This window comes from Granulicella sp. L60 (assembly GCF_009765825.1).
Classification (GTDB): domain Bacteria; phylum Acidobacteriota; class Terriglobia; order Terriglobales; family Acidobacteriaceae; genus Edaphobacter.
On sequence record NZ_LMUR01000010.1, the window covers coordinates 509,783 to 531,836 of the forward strand.

Annotated in this window: 17 protein-coding genes; 15 read left to right on the forward strand and 2 right to left on the reverse strand. The window is 58.2% G+C overall.

Features of this window, described 5'->3' with window-relative positions; translation table 11 throughout:
- A partial coding sequence (locus GSQ82_RS24690) for a hypothetical protein (RefSeq protein ID WP_216847021.1) occupies positions 1-362 on the reverse strand: 362 nt, incomplete at its 3' end.
- A gap of 193 nt (positions 363-555) precedes the next feature.
- Here GSQ82_RS24690 and GSQ82_RS05335 point away from each other — a divergent pair.
- Complete coding sequence (locus GSQ82_RS05335; protein ID WP_158790960.1) at positions 556-2,265, forward strand: hypothetical protein; 1,710 nt, start codon at positions 556-558, stop codon at positions 2,263-2,265.
- A 71-nt stretch (positions 2,266-2,336) separates the two neighbouring features.
- Here GSQ82_RS05335 and GSQ82_RS05340 read toward each other — a convergent pair whose 3' ends face one another.
- Positions 2,337-2,948 carry a superoxide dismutase gene (locus tag GSQ82_RS05340; protein WP_158790961.1) on the reverse strand — a complete coding sequence of 204 codons (612 nt, stop codon included), beginning with the start codon at positions 2,946-2,948 and terminating at the stop codon, positions 2,337-2,339.
- Positions 2,949-3,147: 199 nt separating this feature from the next.
- Here GSQ82_RS05340 and GSQ82_RS05345 point away from each other — a divergent pair, with 199 nt between their 5' ends.
- The 14 genes from GSQ82_RS05345 (at position 3,148) to GSQ82_RS05410 (ending at position 22,050) form a co-directional block, all read left to right on the forward strand.
- Positions 3,148-5,604, forward strand: coding sequence for a glycoside hydrolase family 15 protein (locus tag GSQ82_RS05345; RefSeq protein ID WP_158790962.1), 2,457 nt, complete (start codon positions 3,148-3,150; stop codon positions 5,602-5,604).
- A 117-nt stretch (positions 5,605-5,721) separates the two neighbouring features.
- Positions 5,722-7,719, forward strand: coding sequence for a transketolase (gene tkt / locus GSQ82_RS05350; RefSeq protein ID WP_158790963.1), 1,998 nt, complete (start codon positions 5,722-5,724; stop codon positions 7,717-7,719).
- A 114-nt stretch (positions 7,720-7,833) separates the two neighbouring features.
- Positions 7,834-8,316, forward strand: coding sequence for an RpiB/LacA/LacB family sugar-phosphate isomerase (locus GSQ82_RS05355; protein ID WP_158790964.1), 483 nt, complete (start codon positions 7,834-7,836; stop codon positions 8,314-8,316).
- A gap of 45 nt (positions 8,317-8,361) precedes the next feature.
- A complete protein-coding gene (locus GSQ82_RS05360) occupies positions 8,362-9,213 on the forward strand; it encodes an oxidoreductase (RefSeq protein ID WP_158790965.1) in 852 nt (283 codons plus the stop codon).
- Positions 9,210-9,836 carry an HAD family phosphatase gene (locus GSQ82_RS05365; RefSeq protein ID WP_254061439.1) on the forward strand — a complete coding sequence of 209 codons (627 nt, stop codon included), beginning with the start codon at positions 9,210-9,212 and terminating at the stop codon, positions 9,834-9,836. Before GSQ82_RS05360 ends, GSQ82_RS05365 begins: the two co-directional genes overlap by 4 nt.
- A 12-nt stretch (positions 9,837-9,848) precedes the next feature.
- The gene (gene gnd, locus GSQ82_RS05370) at positions 9,849-10,754 is read left to right on the forward strand and encodes a phosphogluconate dehydrogenase (NAD(+)-dependent, decarboxylating) (protein WP_158790966.1); all 906 of its coding nucleotides are present in this window, start codon (positions 9,849-9,851) and stop codon (positions 10,752-10,754) included.
- A gap of 114 nt (positions 10,755-10,868) precedes the next feature.
- Complete coding sequence (gene zwf, locus GSQ82_RS05375; protein WP_158790967.1) at positions 10,869-12,410, forward strand: glucose-6-phosphate dehydrogenase; 1,542 nt, start codon at positions 10,869-10,871, stop codon at positions 12,408-12,410.
- Between the two features lie 160 nt (positions 12,411-12,570).
- Positions 12,571-13,368: a 6-phosphogluconolactonase gene (gene pgl, locus GSQ82_RS05380; RefSeq protein WP_158790968.1), complete on the forward strand. Its 798-nt coding sequence runs from the start codon at positions 12,571-12,573 to the stop codon at positions 13,366-13,368.
- Complete coding sequence (gene glk / locus GSQ82_RS05385; protein WP_158790969.1) at positions 13,369-14,406, forward strand: glucokinase; 1,038 nt, start codon at positions 13,369-13,371, stop codon at positions 14,404-14,406. It begins immediately after the preceding gene.
- 192 nt (positions 14,407-14,598) lie between these two features.
- Positions 14,599-15,273 (forward strand): methyltransferase domain-containing protein, encoded by a 675-nt coding sequence (locus GSQ82_RS05390; RefSeq protein WP_254061461.1) that lies wholly within the window; start codon positions 14,599-14,601, stop codon positions 15,271-15,273.
- A gap of 58 nt (positions 15,274-15,331) precedes the next feature.
- Positions 15,332-18,007 (forward strand): M1 family metallopeptidase, encoded by a 2,676-nt coding sequence (locus tag GSQ82_RS05395; protein ID WP_158790970.1) that lies wholly within the window; start codon positions 15,332-15,334, stop codon positions 18,005-18,007.
- 218 nt (positions 18,008-18,225) lie between these two features.
- Positions 18,226-18,420 carry a PExPT-CTERM protein gene (locus tag GSQ82_RS05400; RefSeq protein WP_158790971.1) on the forward strand — a complete coding sequence of 65 codons (195 nt, stop codon included), beginning with the start codon at positions 18,226-18,228 and terminating at the stop codon, positions 18,418-18,420.
- A 41-nt stretch (positions 18,421-18,461) separates the two neighbouring features.
- Positions 18,462-20,120, forward strand: coding sequence for an exosortase J (xrtJ, locus tag GSQ82_RS05405; RefSeq protein ID WP_254061440.1), 1,659 nt, complete (start codon positions 18,462-18,464; stop codon positions 20,118-20,120).
- A 142-nt stretch (positions 20,121-20,262) separates the two neighbouring features.
- Positions 20,263-22,050 (forward strand): NHL repeat-containing protein, encoded by a 1,788-nt coding sequence (locus GSQ82_RS05410; protein WP_158790972.1) that lies wholly within the window; start codon positions 20,263-20,265, stop codon positions 22,048-22,050.
- The last annotated feature ends 4 nt before the right edge of the window (positions 22,051-22,054 follow it).

The following is a 22,054-nucleotide window of genomic DNA, read 5'->3' on the forward strand; positions in this document are numbered from 1 at the left end:
CTTCGGCAGAGTGGAGGCCGCTTCGCGGCGTGGTTTAGACGCGAGGCTGAAGCCTCGCTGTACCTAGCTGCAACGGCAAAGGCAAAGGCAACCGCAGATCGCTGTGGGTTGACAAACAAAGGGCGAGCAAGAGCAAGAGCAAGAGCAACGGCAACAGCAAAGGTAAAGGCAAAAGCAGATCCCTGCGGGATGACAAACAAAAGGACAATCAACTGCAACTGCAACTGCAACTGCAACTGCAACTGCAACTGCAACCGCAACCGCAACCGCAACCGCAACGACAACAGCAACGGCAACGGCAACGGCAATAGCAACGGCAATAGCAACGGCAATAGCAACGGCAATAGCAACAGTAATCGCAACTACGACGGTAACGGCACGACAACCGCATTGTCTGTGCGGGTTGGTAGATAAAGGTGGTGAGGGGGGCGACGGTGATTGCGATGTTAGATACTGTGGTGGTTACTAACTGGTAGCTGCGACTGCGGTTGCAACGGCGGCTCCGGGTTACCATAGCAGCATCGAGCGGTGCTGTTTTGAGGGTGCTACGCATATATGGAGATCTTTTCGTCGGCAGTTGTACGCAGAGCCTTGTTTGCAATGATGGCTGTCTGCGTGGTGATGGAGGGGATCTTTACTGGATACGAGATGACGGCGGATGGGATCTCGTATCTTGATCTGTCGGATTTGATTGCGCGGCATCAGTGGCATTGGGTGGTGAATGCTTACTGGCATCCGGGGTATCCGGCGCTGCTTCTGCTGGGACGTACGGTGCTGCGGTCGTCGCTGTGGAACGAGTTGACGGCGGTGCGTTGCGTGAACGTTGCGATCGCGGGAGGGCTGTTCCTGGCGGTGCGGTTTGCGTTGCGTGCGGCGGTGGAGTTGAGGGAGTCGTTTGGGTTCGATCGCGTGGAGGGTGCGCTGGTGCCTCTGCGGAGGGAGACGGTGGGCGTCTTCGCGGCGGGGATTACGCTGCTGAGCGTGACGCGCGAGTTGGGCGTTGGGGCGGTGCGGCCTGATGTTCTGCTGGCGATGCTGCTGGTCTTCGGTGCAGGATTTCTGATGCGCGTTGGGGCGAGGAAGAATCTGCTGTCCTATGCGGGGCTGGGGTTTTGTTTTGGGCTGGCTTTTCTGGTGAAGAGCGTGGCGTTTCCGACGTTCGCGATTGTGCTGCTTCTGCTGCCGTTTGTAGCGGGTTCGATGAAGAAGGCGGCGAAGGGATTTGCGGTTGCAGTGCTGATCTTCGCGGCGCTGGCGGGACCTTATATTGGGGCGCTCTCGAAACAGAAGGGACGGTTTTCGGCGGGTGATTCGGGTGGGTTGAACTATGCGTGGTATGTGGATGGGGCGGACAGGTTTGAGCAGCAGAAGAATGAGCCTTCGCGCTATGGGCTGGCGAAGGGCGAGCTGAAGCATACTTCGGTGCAGGTTCTGCAGGACCCGGCGATCTACTACTACGGTACGGTGATGCCGGGGAGCGAGGCGCAGTGGCTGGATCCGTCGTACTGGAATGACGGGTTGAAGCCTCGTTTCAATGTGAAGGCAGAGGCCAGGACGATGAGGTACGGGCTGACGATTGTGGTGCAGTACTTCGTGCTTCGTCTGCAGTATGTGCTGCTGGTGCTGGTGCTGCTGATGATGGGAGGGCGCTGGCGACGGGAGGAGTTTGGATGGCGCGGTGCGGGGCCGGTGCTGCTTCTGCTGGCGGCCGGGGTTGGCATGTACGTGGTGGTGTATACGGAGGCTCGTTACATTGCGAGTGCGGCGGTTCTTGCGCTGATTGTGCTGGTGGCGTTTGTCCGGATACCGAAGGGGTGGCAGGGAGCGGCGGCGATGGGCGCTTTTGTGTTTGCGGGGATGGTGGTGTGCAGCTCGTTTACGGAGTCGATGAGGGATATTAAACAGAATAAGAATGCGGAGGGACGGGCGGTGGGGGCTTATAACCGTGCGATCTTTACTGCGGGAGAGGGTTTGGGGAGCGCGGCGGGGATTCAGCCGGGCGATACGGTTGCTTGCCTGGGAGAGGCGGCTTGCAGGGATGATTTTTACTGGGCGCGGCTGGCGCAGGTGCATGTTCGGACGGAGATGTATGTGGAGTCGGAGCCGATCTCGGAGGTGTGGGAGAGGGCGGATAAGGAGAGGGTGATGGCAGCGCTGCGTTCGACCGGGGCGAAGGCGCTGGTGGCGAAGTTTGGGGCGAATGTTACTCCGCCGAGCGGATGGACGCGGCTGGGGGCGGGGGATTTTTTTGTGATTTACCTGTGATTGTGAGTTTGGTGGGTTCATGAAGATGGGGACTGCTTTTGAGCAGTCCCCATCTTTTTTGCTGGTACAGGTTATTTTTTGGCGGTGGCGAAGCGCTTGTTGATCTCGCTCCAGTTGACGGTGTTCCACCAGGCGGCGAGGTAGTCGGGGCGCTTGTTCTGATATTTGAGGTAGTAGGCGTGCTCCCAGACGTCGTTGCCGAGGATGGGGTAGTGACCCTGCGAGAGGGGGTTGTCCTGGTTGGCGGTGGTGACGATCTTGAGCTTGCCGCCCTCGAAGATGAGCCAGCCCCAGCCTGCGCCGAACTGCTTGGCGGTGGTCTCGTTGAAGGTCTTCTTGAAGGACTCGAAGTCGCCGAAGTCTGCCTTGATCTGGGCTGCGATCTCGCCGGTGGGTTCGCCGCCGCCCTTGGGCTGCATGATCTGCCAGAACATGGTGTGGTTGACGTGTCCGCCGCCGTTGTTCTGGACGACCTTGCGGACGTCCTCGGGAATGCTGGCGAGGTCCTTGATGAGCTCTTCGGGGGTCTTCTTGCCGAGGTCGGGGTGCTTCTCCACGGCGCCGTTGAGGTTGGTGACGTAGGTCTGGTGGTGCTTGTCGTGGTGCAGCTTCATGGTCGCTTCGTCGATGTGGGGCTCAAGCGCTGCGTAGTCGTAGGGCAAGGGGGGAAGTTCGTAGGCCACGGGTTATTCTCCTGTCGTACTTTGGTTGTGCCAGCCAGGAGTATCCTGACCGCCTGACTGGGTTCGATGCTTTGCCGGCGTTGCGCGATGCACCCGAAACGGGTTGCGCGGACTCCAAGATGATATCGCAATGCAGGATTCATGATTCTTTCGCAAAGCGATGTAACGGACACAGGCTTTTACGATCTAATAGACGACAATGAGCGATCTGACTGCGACGTACCGCTGGCTTGACGATGATGGACCGGCGTTTGGCGGCCCTGGAGTGGAACCACGCTGGACTTCGAGTGAGAAAGACGCGGTTTCGACGGCGTATGCGGCCTCCAGCCAGGTGTGGTTTACGGTCTCGCATGGGACGCTGAACGAGATTTATTATCCGACGATCGATCGTCCGCAGACTCGCGATATGGAGCTGCTGTTCAGCGACGGCGAGACTTTTTTTCATGAAGAGAAGCGGGACTTTCAGTATGACTTCCACTACATCGACAACCATGCGCCGGCGGTGCGGGTGGTGGGGAGCGATCTGGGTGGGCGATATACGGTGACCAAGGAGTTCATCAGCGATCCGCACCATCCGGTGGTGCTGATGAATGTGAAGATCAGCGGGGAAGAGGAGCTGCTGTCGCGGCTGAAGTGCTATGTGTTGCTGGCGCCGCACTTGAACGGCGGCGGGGCGGGGAACTCGGCGCGTTCGATCGACGTGGCGGGGCAGCGATGCCTGCTGGCGTGGAAGGGTGAGACTTCGCTGGCGCTGGGGACGAGCTGCGGATTTATCCGGTCTTCGTGCGGCTATGTGGGGACGAGCGACGGTTTTCAGAATTTGAGCAAGGACATGCGCATGAGCTGGCAGTTCGGGCAGGCGCTGGACGGCAATATTGCGTTGATGGGCGAGGTCGATATTACGACGCACCGCGAGTTTACGGTGGCGATCTCGTTTGGCGGTGGGCATCACGCGGCGATTGCGCACATGATGCAGACGCTGGCTTCTCCGTATGAGGATCTGGCGAAGCGGTTTCTGGTGCAGTGGGGACGATCTGCGACGCCGGAGCGGCTGGCCGGGCCGTCGAACGATGACGGACGGTTGATGCGGATCAGCCATAATGTGCTGCTGACGCATGAGGACAAGACGTACTCGGGCGCGTTTATCGCTTCGGCTTCGGTTCCGTGGGGGGCGTCGAAGGGGGATTCGGATCTGGGTGGATACCACCTGGTGTGGACGCGGGACATGGTGCAGACGGCGACGGCGCTACTGGCATGTAATCGAACGGACACGGCGCTGCGGGCGCTGGTGTACCTGGCGTGTACGCAGCGGTCGGATGGAAGCTTTGCGCAAAACTTCTGGATCGATGGGACGCCGTACTGGACGGGGATTCAGCTGGATGAGGTTGCGTTTCCGATCATGCTGGCGTGGCGGCTGTGGAAGCAGGATGGGCTGGGGAACTTCGACGTGTTTCCGTTTGTGGAGCGGGCGGCGGCGTTCCTGGTGAAGTACGCTCCGGTGACGCAGCAGGAGCGGTGGGAGGAGACGCCGGGGTACTCGCCCTCGACGCTTGCGGCGGTGATCTCGGGGCTGCTGTGTGCGGCGGATATTGCGCGGGACCGTGAGTCGATGGAGCTGGCGGGATATCTGGAGTCGTATGCGGACTGGATTGAAGCCCATCTGGATGAGTGGACGACGACGAGGGACGGGGTGCTGCATCCGGAGGTCAAGTATCACTACATGCGGATCAGTCCTCCTGCCAAGGGCGAGCCGTTCTACAACGACCAGCTTGCGCCGGGGATGATTCACATCAACAACCGGGAGCCGGGTGAGAAGACCGAGTTTGAAGCGCGGCAGGTGATCGACGCTGGGTTTCTGGAGCTGGTGCGGTACGGGATTCGGCGTGCGGACGATCCGCTGATTGTGGATTCGCTGAAGGTGGTGGATCATTGCCTGAAGATTGATACGCCGTTTGGCGACTGCTGGCGCCGCTACAACCACGATGGATATGGACAGAAGAAAGATGGCAGGGCGTACGACGGGTCGGGCCAGGGCAGGGCGTGGCCGATACTGACGGGCGAACGGGGCCACTACGAACTGGCGGCGGGGAACGACTACAAGCCGCATATTCAGGCCATTGAAAAGTTCAGTTCGGTGGGAGGGATGCTTCCGGAGCAGATATGGGACTACACCGATATGCCGGCGGAGGGAATGTTTCTGGGGCGGTCGGCGGGTTCGGCGCAGCCGCTGGTGTGGGCGCATGCGGAGTATCTGAAGCTGCTGCGTTCGGCGGCGGATGGGAGGGTGTTCGACCGGATCTCGATTGTCGAGGAGCGTTATGCGGTTGCAAAGGGTAAGCGAACCTTTACCAATCACCGGGAGATCTTCGAGCTTGGACGTCCGTTGTCGGCGATCTTTTCCGGGCATACGCTGCGCATCGTCGATCACGACTTCTTCCGGGTGGTCTATACGTTTGATAACTGGGTGACGACTCAGACGGCGGAGTCGCGTTCGGTGGGCTATTCCGGGTTTTTTGCGGATATTGTGACGGCCCAGGGGCAGACGGCGACGATCGTGTTCACGCTGGTGTGGCCGGGCGATGGAGAGCAAACGCAGTTGGACCGGTGGCTGGGCCGAAATATTGATGTGTCTGTCATACCGGAGACGGCATCCTAGCAGTGTGCGAGATGCGACAACCGGCGCTCCGCTTGTACACTGTTTGAGATAGACCAATTTATTCAGATTCGGCGTCGCCAAGTGCGGCGCGTCTCTTAAAAAGAGCAAAGGAAAAGAATGAGCGAACAGCAGGATTTGAAGCAGCAGGAACTAGACCAGCTCTCCATCAACGCCCTCCGCTTTCTGGCCGTCGACCAGGTTGAAAAGGCGAAGTCCGGCCATCCCGGGGCACCGCTGGGATGCTCTCCGATTGCCTATCTGCTGTATCACAAGATTATGAAGCACGATCCTTCGGACCCGAAGTGGATCGACCGCGACCGCTTCATCCTTTCGAACGGACATGCTTCGGCGCTGCTGTATGGTGCGCTGCATCTGTCCGGCTATGACCTGCCGATGTCGCAGCTTGAGCAGTTCCGGCAGTGGGGATCGCATACGCCCGGGCATCCGGAGTACGGCGAGGCGCCGGGTGTTGAGGTGACGACCGGGCCGCTGGGTCAGGGGCTGGGAATGGCGGTAGGTATCGCGACGGCGGAGAGGCATCTGGCTGCGGTTTATAACCGCGATACGTACAACATCGTCGACCACCATACGTACGTTCTGTGCGGCGATGGCGACCTGATGGAAGGCATCTCGCATGAGGTTAGTTCGCTGGCGGGTACGCTGGCGCTGGGCAAGTTGATCGTGCTGTATGACGACAACCTGATCTCGCTGGATGGGCCGACGGAGCTTTCGTTTACCGAAGATGTGACGAAGCGGTTCGAGGCGTACCACTGGCACGTGCAGCATGTGGCCGACGGCAACGATCTGGTTGCGATTGAAGACGCAATTATGAAGGCGAAGGCGGAGACGACGAAGCCCTCGCTGATTCGGGTGCGGACGGTGATCGGCTACGGCAGCCCGAAGGCCGGCACGAACAAGGTGCACGGCGAGGCTCTGGGGCCGGAAGCGACAAAAGAGACGAAGAAGAACCTGGGCTGGCCGGAGGATAAGAGCTTCTACGTTCCGGACGAGGCGCGCAAGAACTGGGATAAGGCGAAGCTGCGCGGCAAGGATGCGCATGCCGAGTGGGATGCGGAGTTTGCTGAGTACGCGAAGGCGTATCCGGAGCCTTCGGCTGAGTTTGTGCGTACGATCTCGGCGAAGCTGGCCGACGGGTGGGAGAAGAAGATTCCGACCTTCCCGACGGACAAGCCGATGGCCACGCGCAATGCAGGACAGGCTGTGATGCAGGCGATTGAGAAGGTTGTGCCGGAGTTGTTCGGCGGCGCTGCCGACCTGACGGCTTCGACGAAGACGATCTTCAAGGACTCGCCGAGCTTTCATGTAGATCCGGCTGGACGCAATGTGTTCTTCGGCGTGCGCGAGTTCGGCATGTGCGCGATGGTGAATGGCATGGCGGCGCACGGCGGGTTGATTCCGTTCGGCTCGACGTTCTTTACGTTCTCGGACTACTGCCGTTCGGCGTTGCGTATGGCTGCGCTGATGAGCGTTCACTCGCTGTTTATCTTCACGCATGATTCGGTTGGCCTGGGCGAAGATGGGCCGACGCACCAGCCGATCGAACATCTGATGAGCCTTCGTGCAATCCCGCAGCTTACGGACTTCAGGCCTGCGGATGCGAACGAGACGGCATCGTGCTGGCAGCTTGCGCTGGAGCGGAAGAGTCCGAGCTTTATGGCGTTGTCAAGGCAGGATCTGCCGACGATCGACGCCGGAGTTGCGCAGGCTGGAGCGCGCAAGGGTGCGTACGAGGTTTCGTCGAACGGCAAGGACATCATCCTGATCGCGACGGGATCTGAGGTGTCGTTGATTGTGAAGGCTGCGGAGGAGTTGAAGGCTGCGGGCATCAACGCGACCGTGGTTTCGATGCCGAGCTTCAAGATCTACGACGAGCAGGACGATGCGTATAAGGCGAAGCTGATGCCTGAGGGAACGCCGAAGCTGGCGGTTGAGGCGGGTGCGACGCTGGGCTGGTACAAGTATGTCGGCCATAACGGCGGCGTGATTGGGCTGGACCGTTTCGGCGCATCTGCTCCGGGGCCGATTGCGCTGGATAAGCTGGGCATCAACGTGGCGAACGTTGTGGCACATGCGAAGAAGCTGGTGAAGAAGTAAGACTACGGGCGGGGCATACATGCTCCGCCCGTAGTCTTCGGACTTATAGTCCGGTGTTGCGGGACGGGTCTGCGCCCAATCACACTCCGCGAGCATCCAACTCTGAGGTCTGCTATGAAGATTGCTATCGCCTCCGATCACGCCGGTTTTCCGCTGAAGGAAGAGGTGCGGGTGCATGTTGCGAAGCTCGGCCACGAGGTTGCGGATCTGGGCGCGTTCGACACGGAGCCGTCGGACTATGCTGACTTCGCCTTGCTGGTAGGGAAGGCGCTGATGACGGGCGAGGCGGAGCGGGGCATCCTGATCTGCGGGTCGGGCGTAGGTGTGTGCGTGGCAGCGAACAAGATGCCGGGAGTGCGCGCGGGAATGTGCCACGATACGTACTCTTCGCACCAGGGTGTGGAACACGATGAGATGAATGTGCTAGTGCTGGGCGCGCGGATCATTGGCGCGGCGGCTGCGTTCGAGTGCGTAGAGGCTTATCTGAAGGCGAGATTTATTGCGAGTGAACCGCGCTTTGTGCGGCGGTTGAATAAGGTGAAGGCAATTGAAAGGCAGTATATGCCGGCAGCGGTCGGAGCGGCCCTCAACTCGTAGCTGCGGACGGATGCGCAGAGACGACTTTACGGAGCATTGGAGATTATGACGCAATCTGCGCAGCGTGCCTGGTTTATTACGGGAGCATCGACGGGCTTTGGACGTCTGTTGGCCGAAGAAGTTCTGAAGACGGGTGGAAGGGTGATTGTCACGGCGCGGAAGCTGGATAAGGTTGCCGATCTGGAGAAGCAGTATCCGAAGACGGCGAAGGCGTTGGCGCTGGATGTGACGGATGCGGGCCAGGTGGACTCGGCGGTGACGCAGGCGTTTGCTACGTTTGGGCAGGTGGATGTGCTGGTGAATAACGCGGGGTATGGCGTGGCCGGTGCAATTGAAGAGGTGTCCTCGGCAGAGTTTATGCCGATGTTCGAGACGAATGTGTTTGGGTTGCTGAAGGTTACGCGGGCGTTTCTGCCGCATCTTCGTAAGCAGCGTAGCGGGCATATTCTGAATCTCTCGTCTATCGGCGGGCTGATTGGCGGACAGGGAATCGGGTTTTATAACGCGAGCAAATTTGCGGTGGAGGGGCTTTCAGAGGCTCTGGCTGCGGAGCTTGCCCCTTTGGGGATTCATGTGACGGTCATTGAGCCGGGGCCGTTCCGCACGGATTTTCTTGGACGCTCGGGTGTGATTGCGAAGACGCGCATCGCGGACTATGACAATACTGCGGGCAATATGCGGAAGTACTTCGCGGAGAACGACGGGAAGCAGAAGGGCGATCCGCTGCGTGCGGTGCAGGCGATGATGCAGGTGGTGGAGTCGCCAAATCCGCCGCTCCATTTGCTGCTGGGAGCGGCCGCGCTGCAACGGATGCGCGGCAAGCTGGATGGATGGCAGAAGGAGATCGCTGCGTGGGAGCAGGTTACGGTCGGCGCAGATTTTCCGGAGGGTGAGTGAGCTCTTCGCCGCATATCAGGACGATCTTCTGGGATATCGGAGGAGTTCTGCTTACGAATGGCTGGGATAAGAACCAGCGCAGCGAGGTGTTGACTCGGCTTGGCGTGGATCTTGCGGACTATGAGAGCCGCCACGAGGAAGCGAATTTCTTTTGGGAGCGCGGGCTTTCGACTGCGGAGCATTTTTTCAATGTAACGGTGCTGAACCAGAATCCTGCGATTACTTTCAGCGAGCTTTGGCCGCAGGTGTGCGCAGAGAGCAGGATTCTGTATCCGGAGAGTGTGGATATTCTGGGCGAGCTTGCGACCTCTGGACGGTACCGGCAGGCGACGTTGAATAATGAGAGTAGAGAGTTGAACGCGCACCGGCTGGATGGTTTTCGGCTGCGGCCGTTCTTTGATTTTTTTATCTGTTCGGGGTATGTACACGAGATGAAGCCGCATCCGGATATCTACCGGGCTGCGATTGAGATCTCGGGTCATCTGGCCGAGACTTCGCTGTTTATCGACGATAAGGTTGAGAACTGCGAGGCTGCGGCTGTCCTGGGCATGCAGACGATATGTTTTGAATCACCCGCACAGCTTAGAGATGAGCTTGCACAACTTGGCGTAAAGGCCGTTTAGAAAAGGAAACGAATGGAACTGGGAATTATCGGACTTGGCAAGATGGGCTTCAACATGGCGGAGCGGCTGCGCCTGGCTGGACACAAGGTTGTGGGATTTGATTTCAATAAAGACGCGACCGCGAAGCTGACGGCGAATGGTTCGGTTGGAGTGAACACGCTGGAAGATCTGGTGAAGAATCTTGCTGCGCCGCGCGCGGTGTGGATCATGGTGCCTGCGGGCGATCCGGTGGACCAGACGATCGCAAGGCTGCAGCCGCTGATGCAAAAGGGCGATACGTTTATCGATGGCGGCAACTCGAACTACAAGGACACGCAGAGACGACATGCGGAGCAGGCGAACAAGGGCTTCCACTATGTCGATTGCGGGACTTCGGGCGGCGTCTGGGGTCTGAAAGAGGGCTACAGCATGATGATCGGCGGAGACAAGGAGCCGGTTGAGCGACTGACGCCCATCTTCGAGGCGCTGGCTCCGGCGAAGAACGAGGGATGGGGGCACGTTGGGCCTTCGGGCGCGGGGCACTTCGTGAAGATGGTGCATAACGGGATCGAGTACGGCATGATGCAGGCGTATGCGGAGGGTTTTTCGATTATGAAGGCGAAGACTCCGCTGAATCTTGATCTGCCGCAGATTGCGAAGATCTGGCAGAAGGGTTCGGTGGTGCGTTCGTGGCTGCTGGATCTGACCTCGGATGCGCTGTCGAAGAATCCGACGCTGGAGGGACTGGAGGCGTTTGTTCCGGACTCGGGCGAAGGTCGCTGGACGGTGACCGAGGCGATTGATTTGAATGTCTCCGCTCCGGTGATTACCGAGTCGTTGATTCGGCGGATACGGTCGCGCGAAGAGAATAACTTTACCGATCGCATGATCTCGATCATGCGTGGGGCCTTTGGCGGCCACGACGTCAAGAAGTCTTAGTCTTATGTGAGGTGCGCGGCCGCTTGTTTGGCTCGCGCACGATTTTCGGATCTTCTAACCCGGACGGCTTCACAGGTTCGGCGCATTACGAATGGTTTTGTAAGGGAGCGGATTATGAGCACAGTACCAGTCGGCGTATCGGCAGCCGCGGTGGATGCCACCAAGAAGGGTGAGCGGATCCCGGAGCCTTGTATCGTTGTTATCTTCGGCGCGTCGGGCGATCTTACCAAGCGCAAGCTTCTGCCCGCGCTCTATCATCTTGAGCAATCGGGTCTGTTGCCGAAGGACTTTGCGGTCGTCGGTGTTGCGCGCCGGGACCTCAGCAAGACCTTTGTACCGGATATGCAGGATGGCATCTTGAAGGGCGGCGGTGTTGAGGAGAACGATCCCAAACTGAAGCCATTCATGGATCGCGTCTCCTACTTTGCAACGGAGTTCGACGACGATGAAGGATTTGAAAAGCTGAAGGCTCAGTTGGCAGAGCTGGATGGAAAGTTTAATACCAAGGGAAATCGCCTGTTCTATCTCGCGGTGGCGCCGGAGTTCTTTGCGGACATTACGCGCCGACTGGGCAAGCATGGCATGGCGAAGCCCGAGGCTGGGGACAAGCATTGGGTGCGGGTGATTATCGAGAAGCCGTTCGGTACGGATCTCGAGTCTGCGCGCAAGCTGAACGATGAGATTAATGACGTGCTGGCGGAGGATCAGATCTTCCGTATCGACCACTATTTGGGCAAGGAGACGGTGCAGAACATCCTGGTGTTTCGGTTTGGCAACGGCATCTTCGAGCCGGTGTGGAATCGGAACTACATCGATCACGTCGAGATTACGGCGGCTGAGTCGATCGGCATCGAAGGACGCGGGCCGTTCTACGAGAAGGCCGGCGCTGTGCGCGACGTGCTGCAGAACCATGTGATGGAGGTTCTTTCGTTCGTTGCGATGGAGCCACCGGATTCGTTCGAGGCTGAGGCCGTTCGCACCGAGAAGCTGAAGGTGTGGCGCGCGATTGAGGGAATCCCGGTGAAGAACGCGGTTCGCGGACAGTATGGGCCGGGTAAGGTCGATGGCAAAGATGTGGTCGGCTATCGGCAGGAGGAGCGGGTTTCGCCGACGTCGAGCACCGAGACCTTTGCTGCCATTCGGGTTGAGATTGAAAACTGGCGATGGGCTGGGGTTCCTTTTTATCTGCGGGCAGGAAAGCGGCTGGCTAAGCGCGTGACCGAGGTGACGATTGTGTTCAAGCAGCCGCCGCTTCACCTGTTCAAGTCCAACAGCAGCGGAGATAACATCGAGCCGAACGTGATTACGATGCGCATTCAGCCGGATGAGGGGATCTCGCTGCAGTTTGGCGCGAAGGTTCCTGGGCCGACGACGAATCTCGCACAGGTGAACATGGCGTTCAGCTACGCGGATGCGTTCGGCAAGTCTTCGGCGAATGGCTACGAGCGGTTGCTGCTGGATGCGATGCTGGGAGATGCGACGTTGTTCGCTCACCGCGATGGCGTTGAGGCGACCTGGGCGCTGTTCACGCCGATCATCGAAGAGTGGGCGAAGGTGAATGGTTCGAAGTTCCCCAACTATGCAGCTGGCTCCGAGGGGCCGGACTGCGCGGATGAGCTTTTGGGCAAAGAGGGCAGAAAGTGGCGCTCGCTTTAATGATGGAGTAACACGCCACGCTGTGAGATGAATGTGCTCACAGCGTGGCGGTTTCAATTCGCATCCAATGTTCTGTGGGCTCCGAGGTAGGTGCAAGTGCTTCGGAGTTCAGCTTTTGAGTGGTCTGAGTACGTCAATTTATTTTTGCGAGATCTAATCTATGCCGCGTCCCGTTACTGTTTCATATCGCATCTTGCCAACACCGGCGGCTACAGCTGAGGCCGCCGCGCAGCTTTTTACGGACACTGCGGTGAAGGCCGTGGAGGCGCGGGGGGCTGCGCGGATTGCGATCTCCGGAGGCACGACACCGAAGGCGATGTTCGGCTTGCTGGCTGATCCTGCGAGGCCGTTTCTGAAGCGGGTGCCGTGGGACAAGCTCGACCTGTACTGGGTGGATGAGCGCTGCGTGCCGCCTGACAATGCAGAGTCGAACTACAAGATGACGAAAGAGGCGATGTTGTCGAAGGTTCCTCTGGCGGCGGAGCGGGTACACCGGATGGAGGGCGAGCTGGAGCCGGAGGTGGCCGCTGCACGCTATGAGTCGACCATACGGAACTCGTTCAAGCTGGAGGGAGCGGAGACGCCGACCTTCGACTTGGTGCTGCTGGGGATGGGGGACGACGGGCATACGGCTTCGCTGTTTCCGCATACCGAGGCGCTGAACGAGATGAGTCATATTGTGGTGCCGAACCATGTTCCGCAGAAGGATACGTGGCGGATTACGCTGACCTGGCCAGTGATCAACCAGGGGCGGGAGGTCGCTTTTCTGATCGAAGGTGCGGCGAAGGCGCAGGTGCTGCACGACGTTTTTCTTGGCCCTTACCAGCCGGAGACGTATCCGTCCCAGATTATTCGTCCGGCGAGCGGAAAGCTTACCCTCTTGCTGGATACGGCTGCAGCGGCTAAGCTGCCACCACCGGGTGATTCTAATTCCACCGGCGTACTGGAGCTGAAATAGATGATTCTCGCTGGAGATGTTGGCGGAACTAAGGTTCATCTTGCGCTGTATCGTTTTGACGAGGGGCATCTGCAACAGATGTGCGACGAGAAGTTTCCGGCGCATCAGTTTGGCAGCCTCGATGATGTCGTGCATAAGTTTCTTGCCGACAATAAGTGTCAGAAGGAAGAGATTGTCGCGGCGTGTTTTGGCTGTCCGGGGCCGGTTCGCGATGGACGGTTGAAGCTGACGAACCTGCCGTGGGTGCTGGACGAGCGCGATCTGGTGAAGTCGCTTGGGATCCCACAGATCTATCTGATCAATGATCTGGAGGCGAACGGCTATGGCATTCCAGAGCTGACGCCGGACAAGATATTTACCTTGCATGCAGGGAATCCTGAGACGGGCGGGCACGCTGGGTTGATGGCGGCGGGTACTGGCCTGGGCGAGGCGCTGCTGATCTGGGAGGGGACGAAGCATCGGCCGATTCCTTCTGAAGGAGGTCATTGCGACTTCGCCGCGCGCAGTAACCGAGAGATTGCACTGCTCGAGTACCTGCGCCATACCCTGAAGGGCCGGGTGAGCTGGGAGCGCGTGGTGTCGGGTCTGGGGATCAAGAATATTTATTCGTTCCTAAAGGACGTGGAAAAGATTAATGAGCCGGGATGGCTTCATGATCGGATGCAGGCGGAGGATCCGAACGCGGTGATTGGGCAGTGCGCCGAAGATGGATCCAGCTCGCTGTGCTTCGAGACGATGAAGATCTTCGCCGGGGCGTATGGGGCCGAGGCCGGCAATATTGCGTTGAAGGTGCTGGCGACGGGGGGGATGTATCTTGGGGGCGGAATCGCTCCGAAGATCCTGAAGACGCTGCAGAATGGTGCTTTCGTTCAGGCGTTTCTGGACAAGGGCAGGTTGTCGCCGCTGTTAGAGTCGATTCCAGTTCGGATTATTTTGGATGACACCTGCGCGTTGCTGGGAGCTGCAGCCTATGCGGAGGCCCGTGCGTCGGAGACGTCTGGGCACTCAGAGCGCGCAGCTTCGATTCATGCCACGTAGTGATACGAACGGCGTGCTGTGATCGGGTATCCTATAACTATTGAATCGAGTTTGCCTCTGACTTCCATTCCGTCGCCTCCGCTTCCGCAATCCGATCTTCTCGAGACATATTCCGCCAATGGTGCAGCAGAAGCGTGTCTCTCTTCGGCCTCTCTTCCACTGGATTTTTCGAGACGTGCCCAGTTGGAAGAGATGATGGATCAGCCGTGCAGCTATGAAGAGCTGCGTGCTTGCCTGCATGATATCGCCCGGGTGAACCGGCTTACGTTTGCTCATCGGCCGACGCTCTCGTGGCTCCGCGAGGTGGTTGCGGCCAGGCCCGCGGGGGCTGCACCGCTGCGCGTGGTGGATGTTGGATGTGGCTACGGCGACACGTTGCGGATGGTGGACGCTTGGGCAGCGAAACAGGGAGTAACGGTCGAGCTGACCGGGATCGACCTGAATGAAGATGCGATTCGGGCTGCGCGAGAGGCGACACCGGCTACGCAGAGGATTGAGTGGGTGGTGGGCGATGCGCTGTCGCAGGATGGAATGGGCGACGCCGATGTGATTATGTGCACACTGCTTACACATCATCTCGACGATGCGCAGGTGGTGCGCTTTGTTCGCTGGATGGAAGAGACAGCGCAGTGCGGATGGTTTATCAACGATCTCCATCGCCAGGCGGTGCCGTATCACCTCTTCCGTCTGTTGGCGCGGTTTACGCGCTGGCACCGATTCGTGAAGCACGATGGGCCGGTCTCGATCCGGAGGAGCTTTGTTGCCGAGGAGTGGAAGAGCTTTTGTGCCTCTGCTGGGGTGGGTTCTGGCGCAGTCTCGATCAGGGAGTATCGTCCGGCTCGGCTTTGTGTCTGCCGCACAAAATAACACGATGCCTTTGGCCTTTTGTTGCGCAAGAGATCGTAGATCTTAGCTGAGGTTTTTTATGTACGTTCGCCGTACCGTCTCTGCCTTTGTTGTCCTTGTCCTTATGCTTGCCTTTACAGTACAGGCGCAGAGGCTGCCCACAGGAGTTCGTCCTGAGCACTACGCGCTCACGTTGACCCCCGATCTTCAGACGGCGACGTTTCGTGGGGAAGAGACGATCGACGTGATGCTCGATGCACCGAGCAAGAGCATTACGCTGAACGCTGCGGAGATCCGGTTCGACGAGGTGAAGGCGTATGTTCTGCCGGTGGCTGCCTATACGTATGGCAAGCTGGGCTCGCAGCCGGTTCCGCTTAGCGCGATGCAGTCCGACAAGCACCCACAGATTGCGAAGATCACTCTGGATGCGGCGAAGGAACAGGCTACATTTCGGTTTCCCGAGGAGCTGCCTGCGGGAAAGGTGACGCTCGAGATCCGTTATACGGGAGCGCTGAACGATAAACTGCGTGGTTTTTATCTTTCGAAGACGAAGACTCGCAACTATGCGGTCACACAGTTCGAGCCTACGGATGCACGTCGCGCGTATCCGAGCTTCGACGAGCCTGCGCTGAAGGCAACCTATGACATTACGCTGATCGTCGATAGCGGCGACACGGCGATCTCGAATGCGAACATCGTTTCAGATAAGGCTGGGCCGGTTGCAGGGAAGCATACGCTGCGTTTTGCGACGACGCCAAAGATGTCGACCTATCTTGTCGCGTTTCTGGTGGGGGACTTCAAGTGCAGCGAGGGGAAGTCGGATGGTGTGCCGATCCGCGTGTGTTCGACGCCGGACAAGGTGGAGCTGACGAAGTTTGCGCTGGAGTCGGCGAAGTATGTTCTGCACTACTACGACGCTTACTTCGGGATTAAGTATCCGATGCCCAAGCTCGATATGGTTGCACTGCCTGACTTCGAGGCGGGGGCGATGGAGAACTTCGGTTGCATTACATATCGTGAGACCGACTTGCTGGTGGATGCGAAGGCCGGGGATGTTCCGGAGAAGAAGCGTGTGGCCGAGGTGGTTGCGCATGAGATGGCGCACCAGTGGTTCGGCGATATGGTGACGATGCAGTGGTGGGATAACCTGTGGCTCAATGAGGGGTTCGCCACGTGGATGGAGACCAAGCCTGTGGCGGAGTGGCATCCGGAGTGGAAATTTCCGCAGGATGATGCGCAGAGCCTGGATGAGACGTTGAATCTGGATGCGCAGAAGACGACGCGCACGATCCGCGCTACGGCAGATACGCCGGATGAGATCAACGAGATGTTCGACGGCATCGCGTATGGCAAGGCCGGAGCAGTGATCGGCATGGTGGAGAGCTACCTCGGCAAGGAGGTCTTTCGGCAGGGTGTGCACAACTATCTGCAGGCTCATCTTTATGCGAATGCGACGGCTGAGGATTTTTGGAACGCGCAGACGGTCAACTCGCATCTGCCGGTGGACAAGATCATGTCGAGCTTTGTGACGCAGCCGGGCGTGCCTCTGCTGACGTTTTCGGAGAGACAGACGGGCAACGTGCCGGTGATGCAGAGCCGGTTTTTTCTGTCCTCTGCTGTAGGGAATAAAAAAGGGCAGGGATGGACGGTGCCGGTGTGCCTCAAGACGAACGGACAGCCGATCTGCCGTGTGCTGACACCGGAGGACGCATCGCTACCGCTGCCGATGGATGTGGGTGCGCCGGTCTTCTATGCCAATGCGGCTGGCAAGGGCTACTATCGGACGGCTTATACGCGGCTTCAGTTCAGCGCGATTTTGGCGAAGGCGGAGACAGCACTGACACCGCCGGAGCGGATTGGTCTGCTAGGTGATAGCTGGGCGCTGGCTGCGTCTGGACGGAGCAGCATAGGCGACTACCTGGATCTTGTGATGGAGTTGAAGCAAGACCCCAACGCCGCAGTTCTTGATACGGTCCAGAAGAAGATTGAGGTGATCGATTCGGACATTGCGACGAAGCAGGATCGTGCGGAACTCGCAGCGGTGTTGCGCCGGCAGTTTGAGCCTGTGTATGCGGCGCTTGGAACGCCAGCCAAGAAAGAATCGTTCGATCGTCAGCAGCTTCGGGGTATCTTGTTTCAATTGCTTGGCGATGCTGAAGACCCGGCAGTCCTGAGCCAGGCGCAGCAACTGACGGCGCGGGTCTTTGACGTGAACAACAAGAAAGATAAGACACTCGATGCGACACTCGCGGACGCGGCTGTGCTGGTGAGCGCGAACAACGGCGATCATGCCCTTTATGAGAAGGTGCTTGCCGTGAGCAAGAACTCAAGTGATCCGGGAGAGCAGACGGACGCGCTTCGTACGCTGGCGCGGTTTCGCGATCCTGCGCTGGTAAAACAGACACTCGATTATGTGGCTTCGGGTGCGGTGCGCAACCAAGACAGTTGGACGGTGCTGGTTGCACTGCTGAGGGACCGTGAGACGCGCGATCAAACGTGGACTTATATTCAGAAGAACTGGGACAAGGTCCATGCACAGTTAACCGTGTCTTCGGGGGCAGAGGTGGTCGGTGCGATGGGATCCTTCTGCACGGTGAGGCAGCGCGACGAGGTGGCAGGGTTCTTCGCAGACCACAAAGTGGATGCGGCAGAGCGGACTTTGGCGAAGGCGATCGACAGTATTAACGATTGCGTCCAGCTTCGCGATTCGCAGGAACTCAACCTCCATCAATGGTTAGCGTCTCAGCGAAGATAACGACCGCAAACAAATGCAGATTGGGATGCAAGGGAATCATTCTCGCGGCGTTTGATGGCGCTAGAAGTGCCTCGAAGCAGCTCGCTATCGACGGTAGGCGACGGACTCTCGCGCAGGCAAGCGATGATTATTTTCCCAACACAAAAGTGGTATGACGTAAAGGTTATTCGCGTTGACATTCACCTTTTGTGACGTTACCTTCCCAATTGAGGACACAAATGAAGAAAACTATTCTTTCCCTGGCCGCTGTCGCGCTATTTTTGTTCGTTGCCCTCCCTCTACACGCACAGGTTGATGGATGTACCGACTCTCCAGAGAATCCAACGGCAATCCTTGCCGTGGTCGGCTCCGCAGGTGCGTTTTTCGTATCAGCTCGTGCACGTATCAAGGCCCGTAGCAACTCTTCCAAGTAGTTCAACACCGACAATCTAACCGCTTTTGAATTGAAAATGGTATGACAACGATCTCGTCCGCCACTGAAGTCATACAGCCTCGTTCTTTTGTGGCAGGCAAGCTAAGCGCCCCCCAGGCCGCGGGAATTGCAGCTATTCTCGCGGTGCTGGGGCTCTCTACTGTCTGGTCCACAGTGAATGCGCTCTGGTTTCTGTGGATGACCGATGCGCTGAAGTCGATTGGGATGTTCGTCCCGCTGGTCAGCTTTGTACTGGTTCTTCGTGCGTGGCGTTCGCTTGGCTGGGAGATGGACGGGACTTGGTGGGGACTGGCGATCGTCGCAGTAACAGCTGCGGTGGTGCATGTGCGGGACCAGGCAATTATGGTCTTCGTCTTCTCGCCGCAGTGGTCGATTTATATTCCCCCGCATTCGCTGGTCGCTTTCGCGTACGGCTCCGGTGTCGTTTTGTTATTCGGCGGCAGGCGTTTGTTTCGTGCATCGCTGTTTCCTCTTGTGCTGCTCTGGTTCGTCAATCCGGTGCCGCACATCTTTAATGTGTTCGTCGATCTTCCACTGCAGCGCGCCTCCGCGCATGTGGCCCGCACATTTGCGATTGCGCTTGGCCAGCCGTTGAGTTCGGATCAACTTCGTTTGATGTTCACACCTAGCTTTGGCATGTTCATCGCTCCGGGTTGTAACGGTATTCGCGGCGCGGTGACGATGGGATTTATCGCATTGATCGCCGGGTACATCTATCGCTTTCGGTGGTATGTCCAGGCTGCGGTGGTTGTGGCTGCTGTGTTGCTGGGGTATGTGTTCAACTTTGCGCGCCTCTGTTTTCTGGTGCTGTACTATCTCGTGGCGCTGAAGCTTCCCTGGCTCCAGTCGAGGGCGGAGATGGGTGACTATGTGATCGGCGCATGCCTCTTTCTCTTCGCGACTTTTTTGCTCTTCTATGTGGTTCGCCGGTTGAGCGAATCTCCGGGACAACTTCAATCTCCGACAAATGACCTTGCTCCGATAGACCACGCTGTACGGTCTTCTTTCTACCCTAGGTTTGCAGGGATGCTAGTGGTAGTTCTGTTCAGCGGTTACGGCGTGGCTCGCGGTTTGATTCGCACGCACAGCGCCAGCTTTCTTGCACAGAGGAAGGCTGATGAGAGCGCGTTGGGACAATTTCCTGCACGCATGGGAGACTACAGCCTCGTCCGTTCGTGGAATGAGAATCTCTTCACGGGCCCGCTTATCTTCCACTGGGCCGAGTATGCTCCGGATCACGAGGGACCGCATATTTCGTTGGGGATTTCGCCGCTTCTCGGTTCACACGATACGTTGATCTGTCATTCTGCCCGCGGAGAGGATCCTATCTGGCGCGACCAGATCACGCTGCCGACGGCGGGAGGCGTGCCGGTTCGATTTTCGGGATCCTTCTTCAATAGCGGCGCTACGCAGTATCTTGAGGCAACGACGATCTGCAGCGGCGATTCGTGCGGGGAATATTCGAGTGACCGCAAACACTTCGGCCTGGTCTACAGCAAGCCGACTGCGGACGCGCTGTTGTCGCAGGATCCGCAGCGCCCCATTCCCATCCTGCTTAAGGCCGAGACGATCGACACCACTCTTTCGCCGGAGATAGCACGCCGTCAAATGGTGGGCGCCGTTGGCAACTTTCTCTCTTCGGTGAATCTGAGTGGTCTCACTCGGCCGTATCGTCGCTAAACGTCCACTGCATCCGGCTTCTGTTTTCTTTGGTCTCCTAGTGAAATTGATCTCGCGCAGCTTTCCTATACTTGCTCTCGTCATGATTGGCTGTGTCCTTTGCTGCTCTCTTTTCGGGTGCGGGGGAGACCAGTCCAAATTGGTGCCTCCGCCTATAACTCCACCGCCTCCACCGCCTCCGCCTCCACCCGGAAGCTACGCGGGTGTGAGCTTTGGAGGTAAGGTGATGGCTGGCAGTCTTCCGATCGTGGGAGCTTCTATTCAGTTATATGCGGCGGGCAGCGCGGGTAACGGCTCTGCCGCGACTTCGTTGCTTATGAATGTGCTTACGACCGATGCGACCGGAGCTTATACCGTGCCAGCAGGTTATTTTTGCCCGATGCCTTCTTCGCAACTGTATGTTATTGCCAGTGGAGGACAGGTTGGCGGTGCGGCCAGTAATGCGGCTATTATGCTGACGACGACGCTGGGGATGTGCAACCAGATTGCGGTGTCATCGCAGTTTGTCGTCAATGAGGTTACGACAGTCGCCAGTGTATGGGCGCTTGCTCAGTTTTTGAGCATTGGCGGGAATGTTGGAGCTGCCTCGACGAATGCACAGGGTCTTGCCAATGCGGTTGCTACTGTTGCGGGCCTCGTAAACCTGACGACTGGGACGGCTCCGGTCGCAGGTTTTTCTGCTGCTGGTAAGTCTCCGGCACCGAGGATCAACAGTCTTGCAAATCTGTTGCATGCCTGCACGATTTCGTCGACAGCATGTGGAACGCTTTTTCCCGCGACGACGACGAACGGTGGCACGGTGCCAAGCAACACACTGGATGCTGCGTTGGATTTAGCGTTGAATGCGGGAGACAACGTTACAGAGCTGTACACGCAGTCGACCGCGAATGCATTCTTTACGCCTGCGCTCACGTCTGCTCCGGCGGACTGGACGCTGTTTATCAACTACACGGGAGCGGGTATGAGTTCGCCCGACTCGGTTGCAATCGATGGAGTTGGGAACGTATGGGTATCGAGTTACTCGAGCGCCGTTTCGGAGTTTTCACCAACGGGAGTTCCTCTCTATCCAAATGGGCTCACGTCTGGCGGGTTGTTAGACTCGCGTGCGGTTGCGGTGGATGCTCAGAACAATGCGTGGATTGCGAACGAAGACAGCGTTGGCGTTAACAATAATTTGGGTAGCATAACGGTCCTCAACTCCTCGGGTCAGTTGATCTCTGGTGCTACGGGCTATGTCACCGGAGGTTTGTACTATCCGATCGCTATTGCAATCGACAGCAATGCGACTTCGTGGGTACTCAACTTTGGGAACTCCAGCCTTACGTTGCTCTCCAGTTCGGGACAGGCACTCTCGGGCGCTGCTGGATACACTTCACCTAAACTGGTCTTTCCGGTTGCCATCGCTCTCGACGCGAACCACAATGGCTGGGTGGCGAACAACAGCGGGGGCACGGTAACGAAGGTGGCGCCGGATGGAAGTCAGTTCACCGACTACGCGTGCTGCAACGGAGCTGCGGGGATCGCTATTGATCAGCGTGGGTATGTGTGGGTTGCTAACTATTATGGCGATAGCGTAAGCCAGCTTGCGAATGATGGCACAGTTGTATCAAGCGGCTATAACGACAATGGCGCGAGTATCCAGAATCCGCAGGGGATTGCGATCGATGGATCCGGCCATGTGTGGGTCGCCAACTTTCGCGGACCATCGTTGACCGAGCTGGCTGGTTCGGCCTCTACCTCGCCAGGCCAGATTTTGTCTCCCGCTGTTGGATACGCTTCAGACGCGGCGATGCTGGAGGCGTCTGCTGTCGCCATCGACGCCAGTGGAAACATCTGGGTTCCGGACTTCGGCAATGACACGCTGACGGAGATCATTGGATTGGCAACACCGGTGAAGACCCCGCAGCTCGGGCCTGTGCAGGTTCCCTAATTTT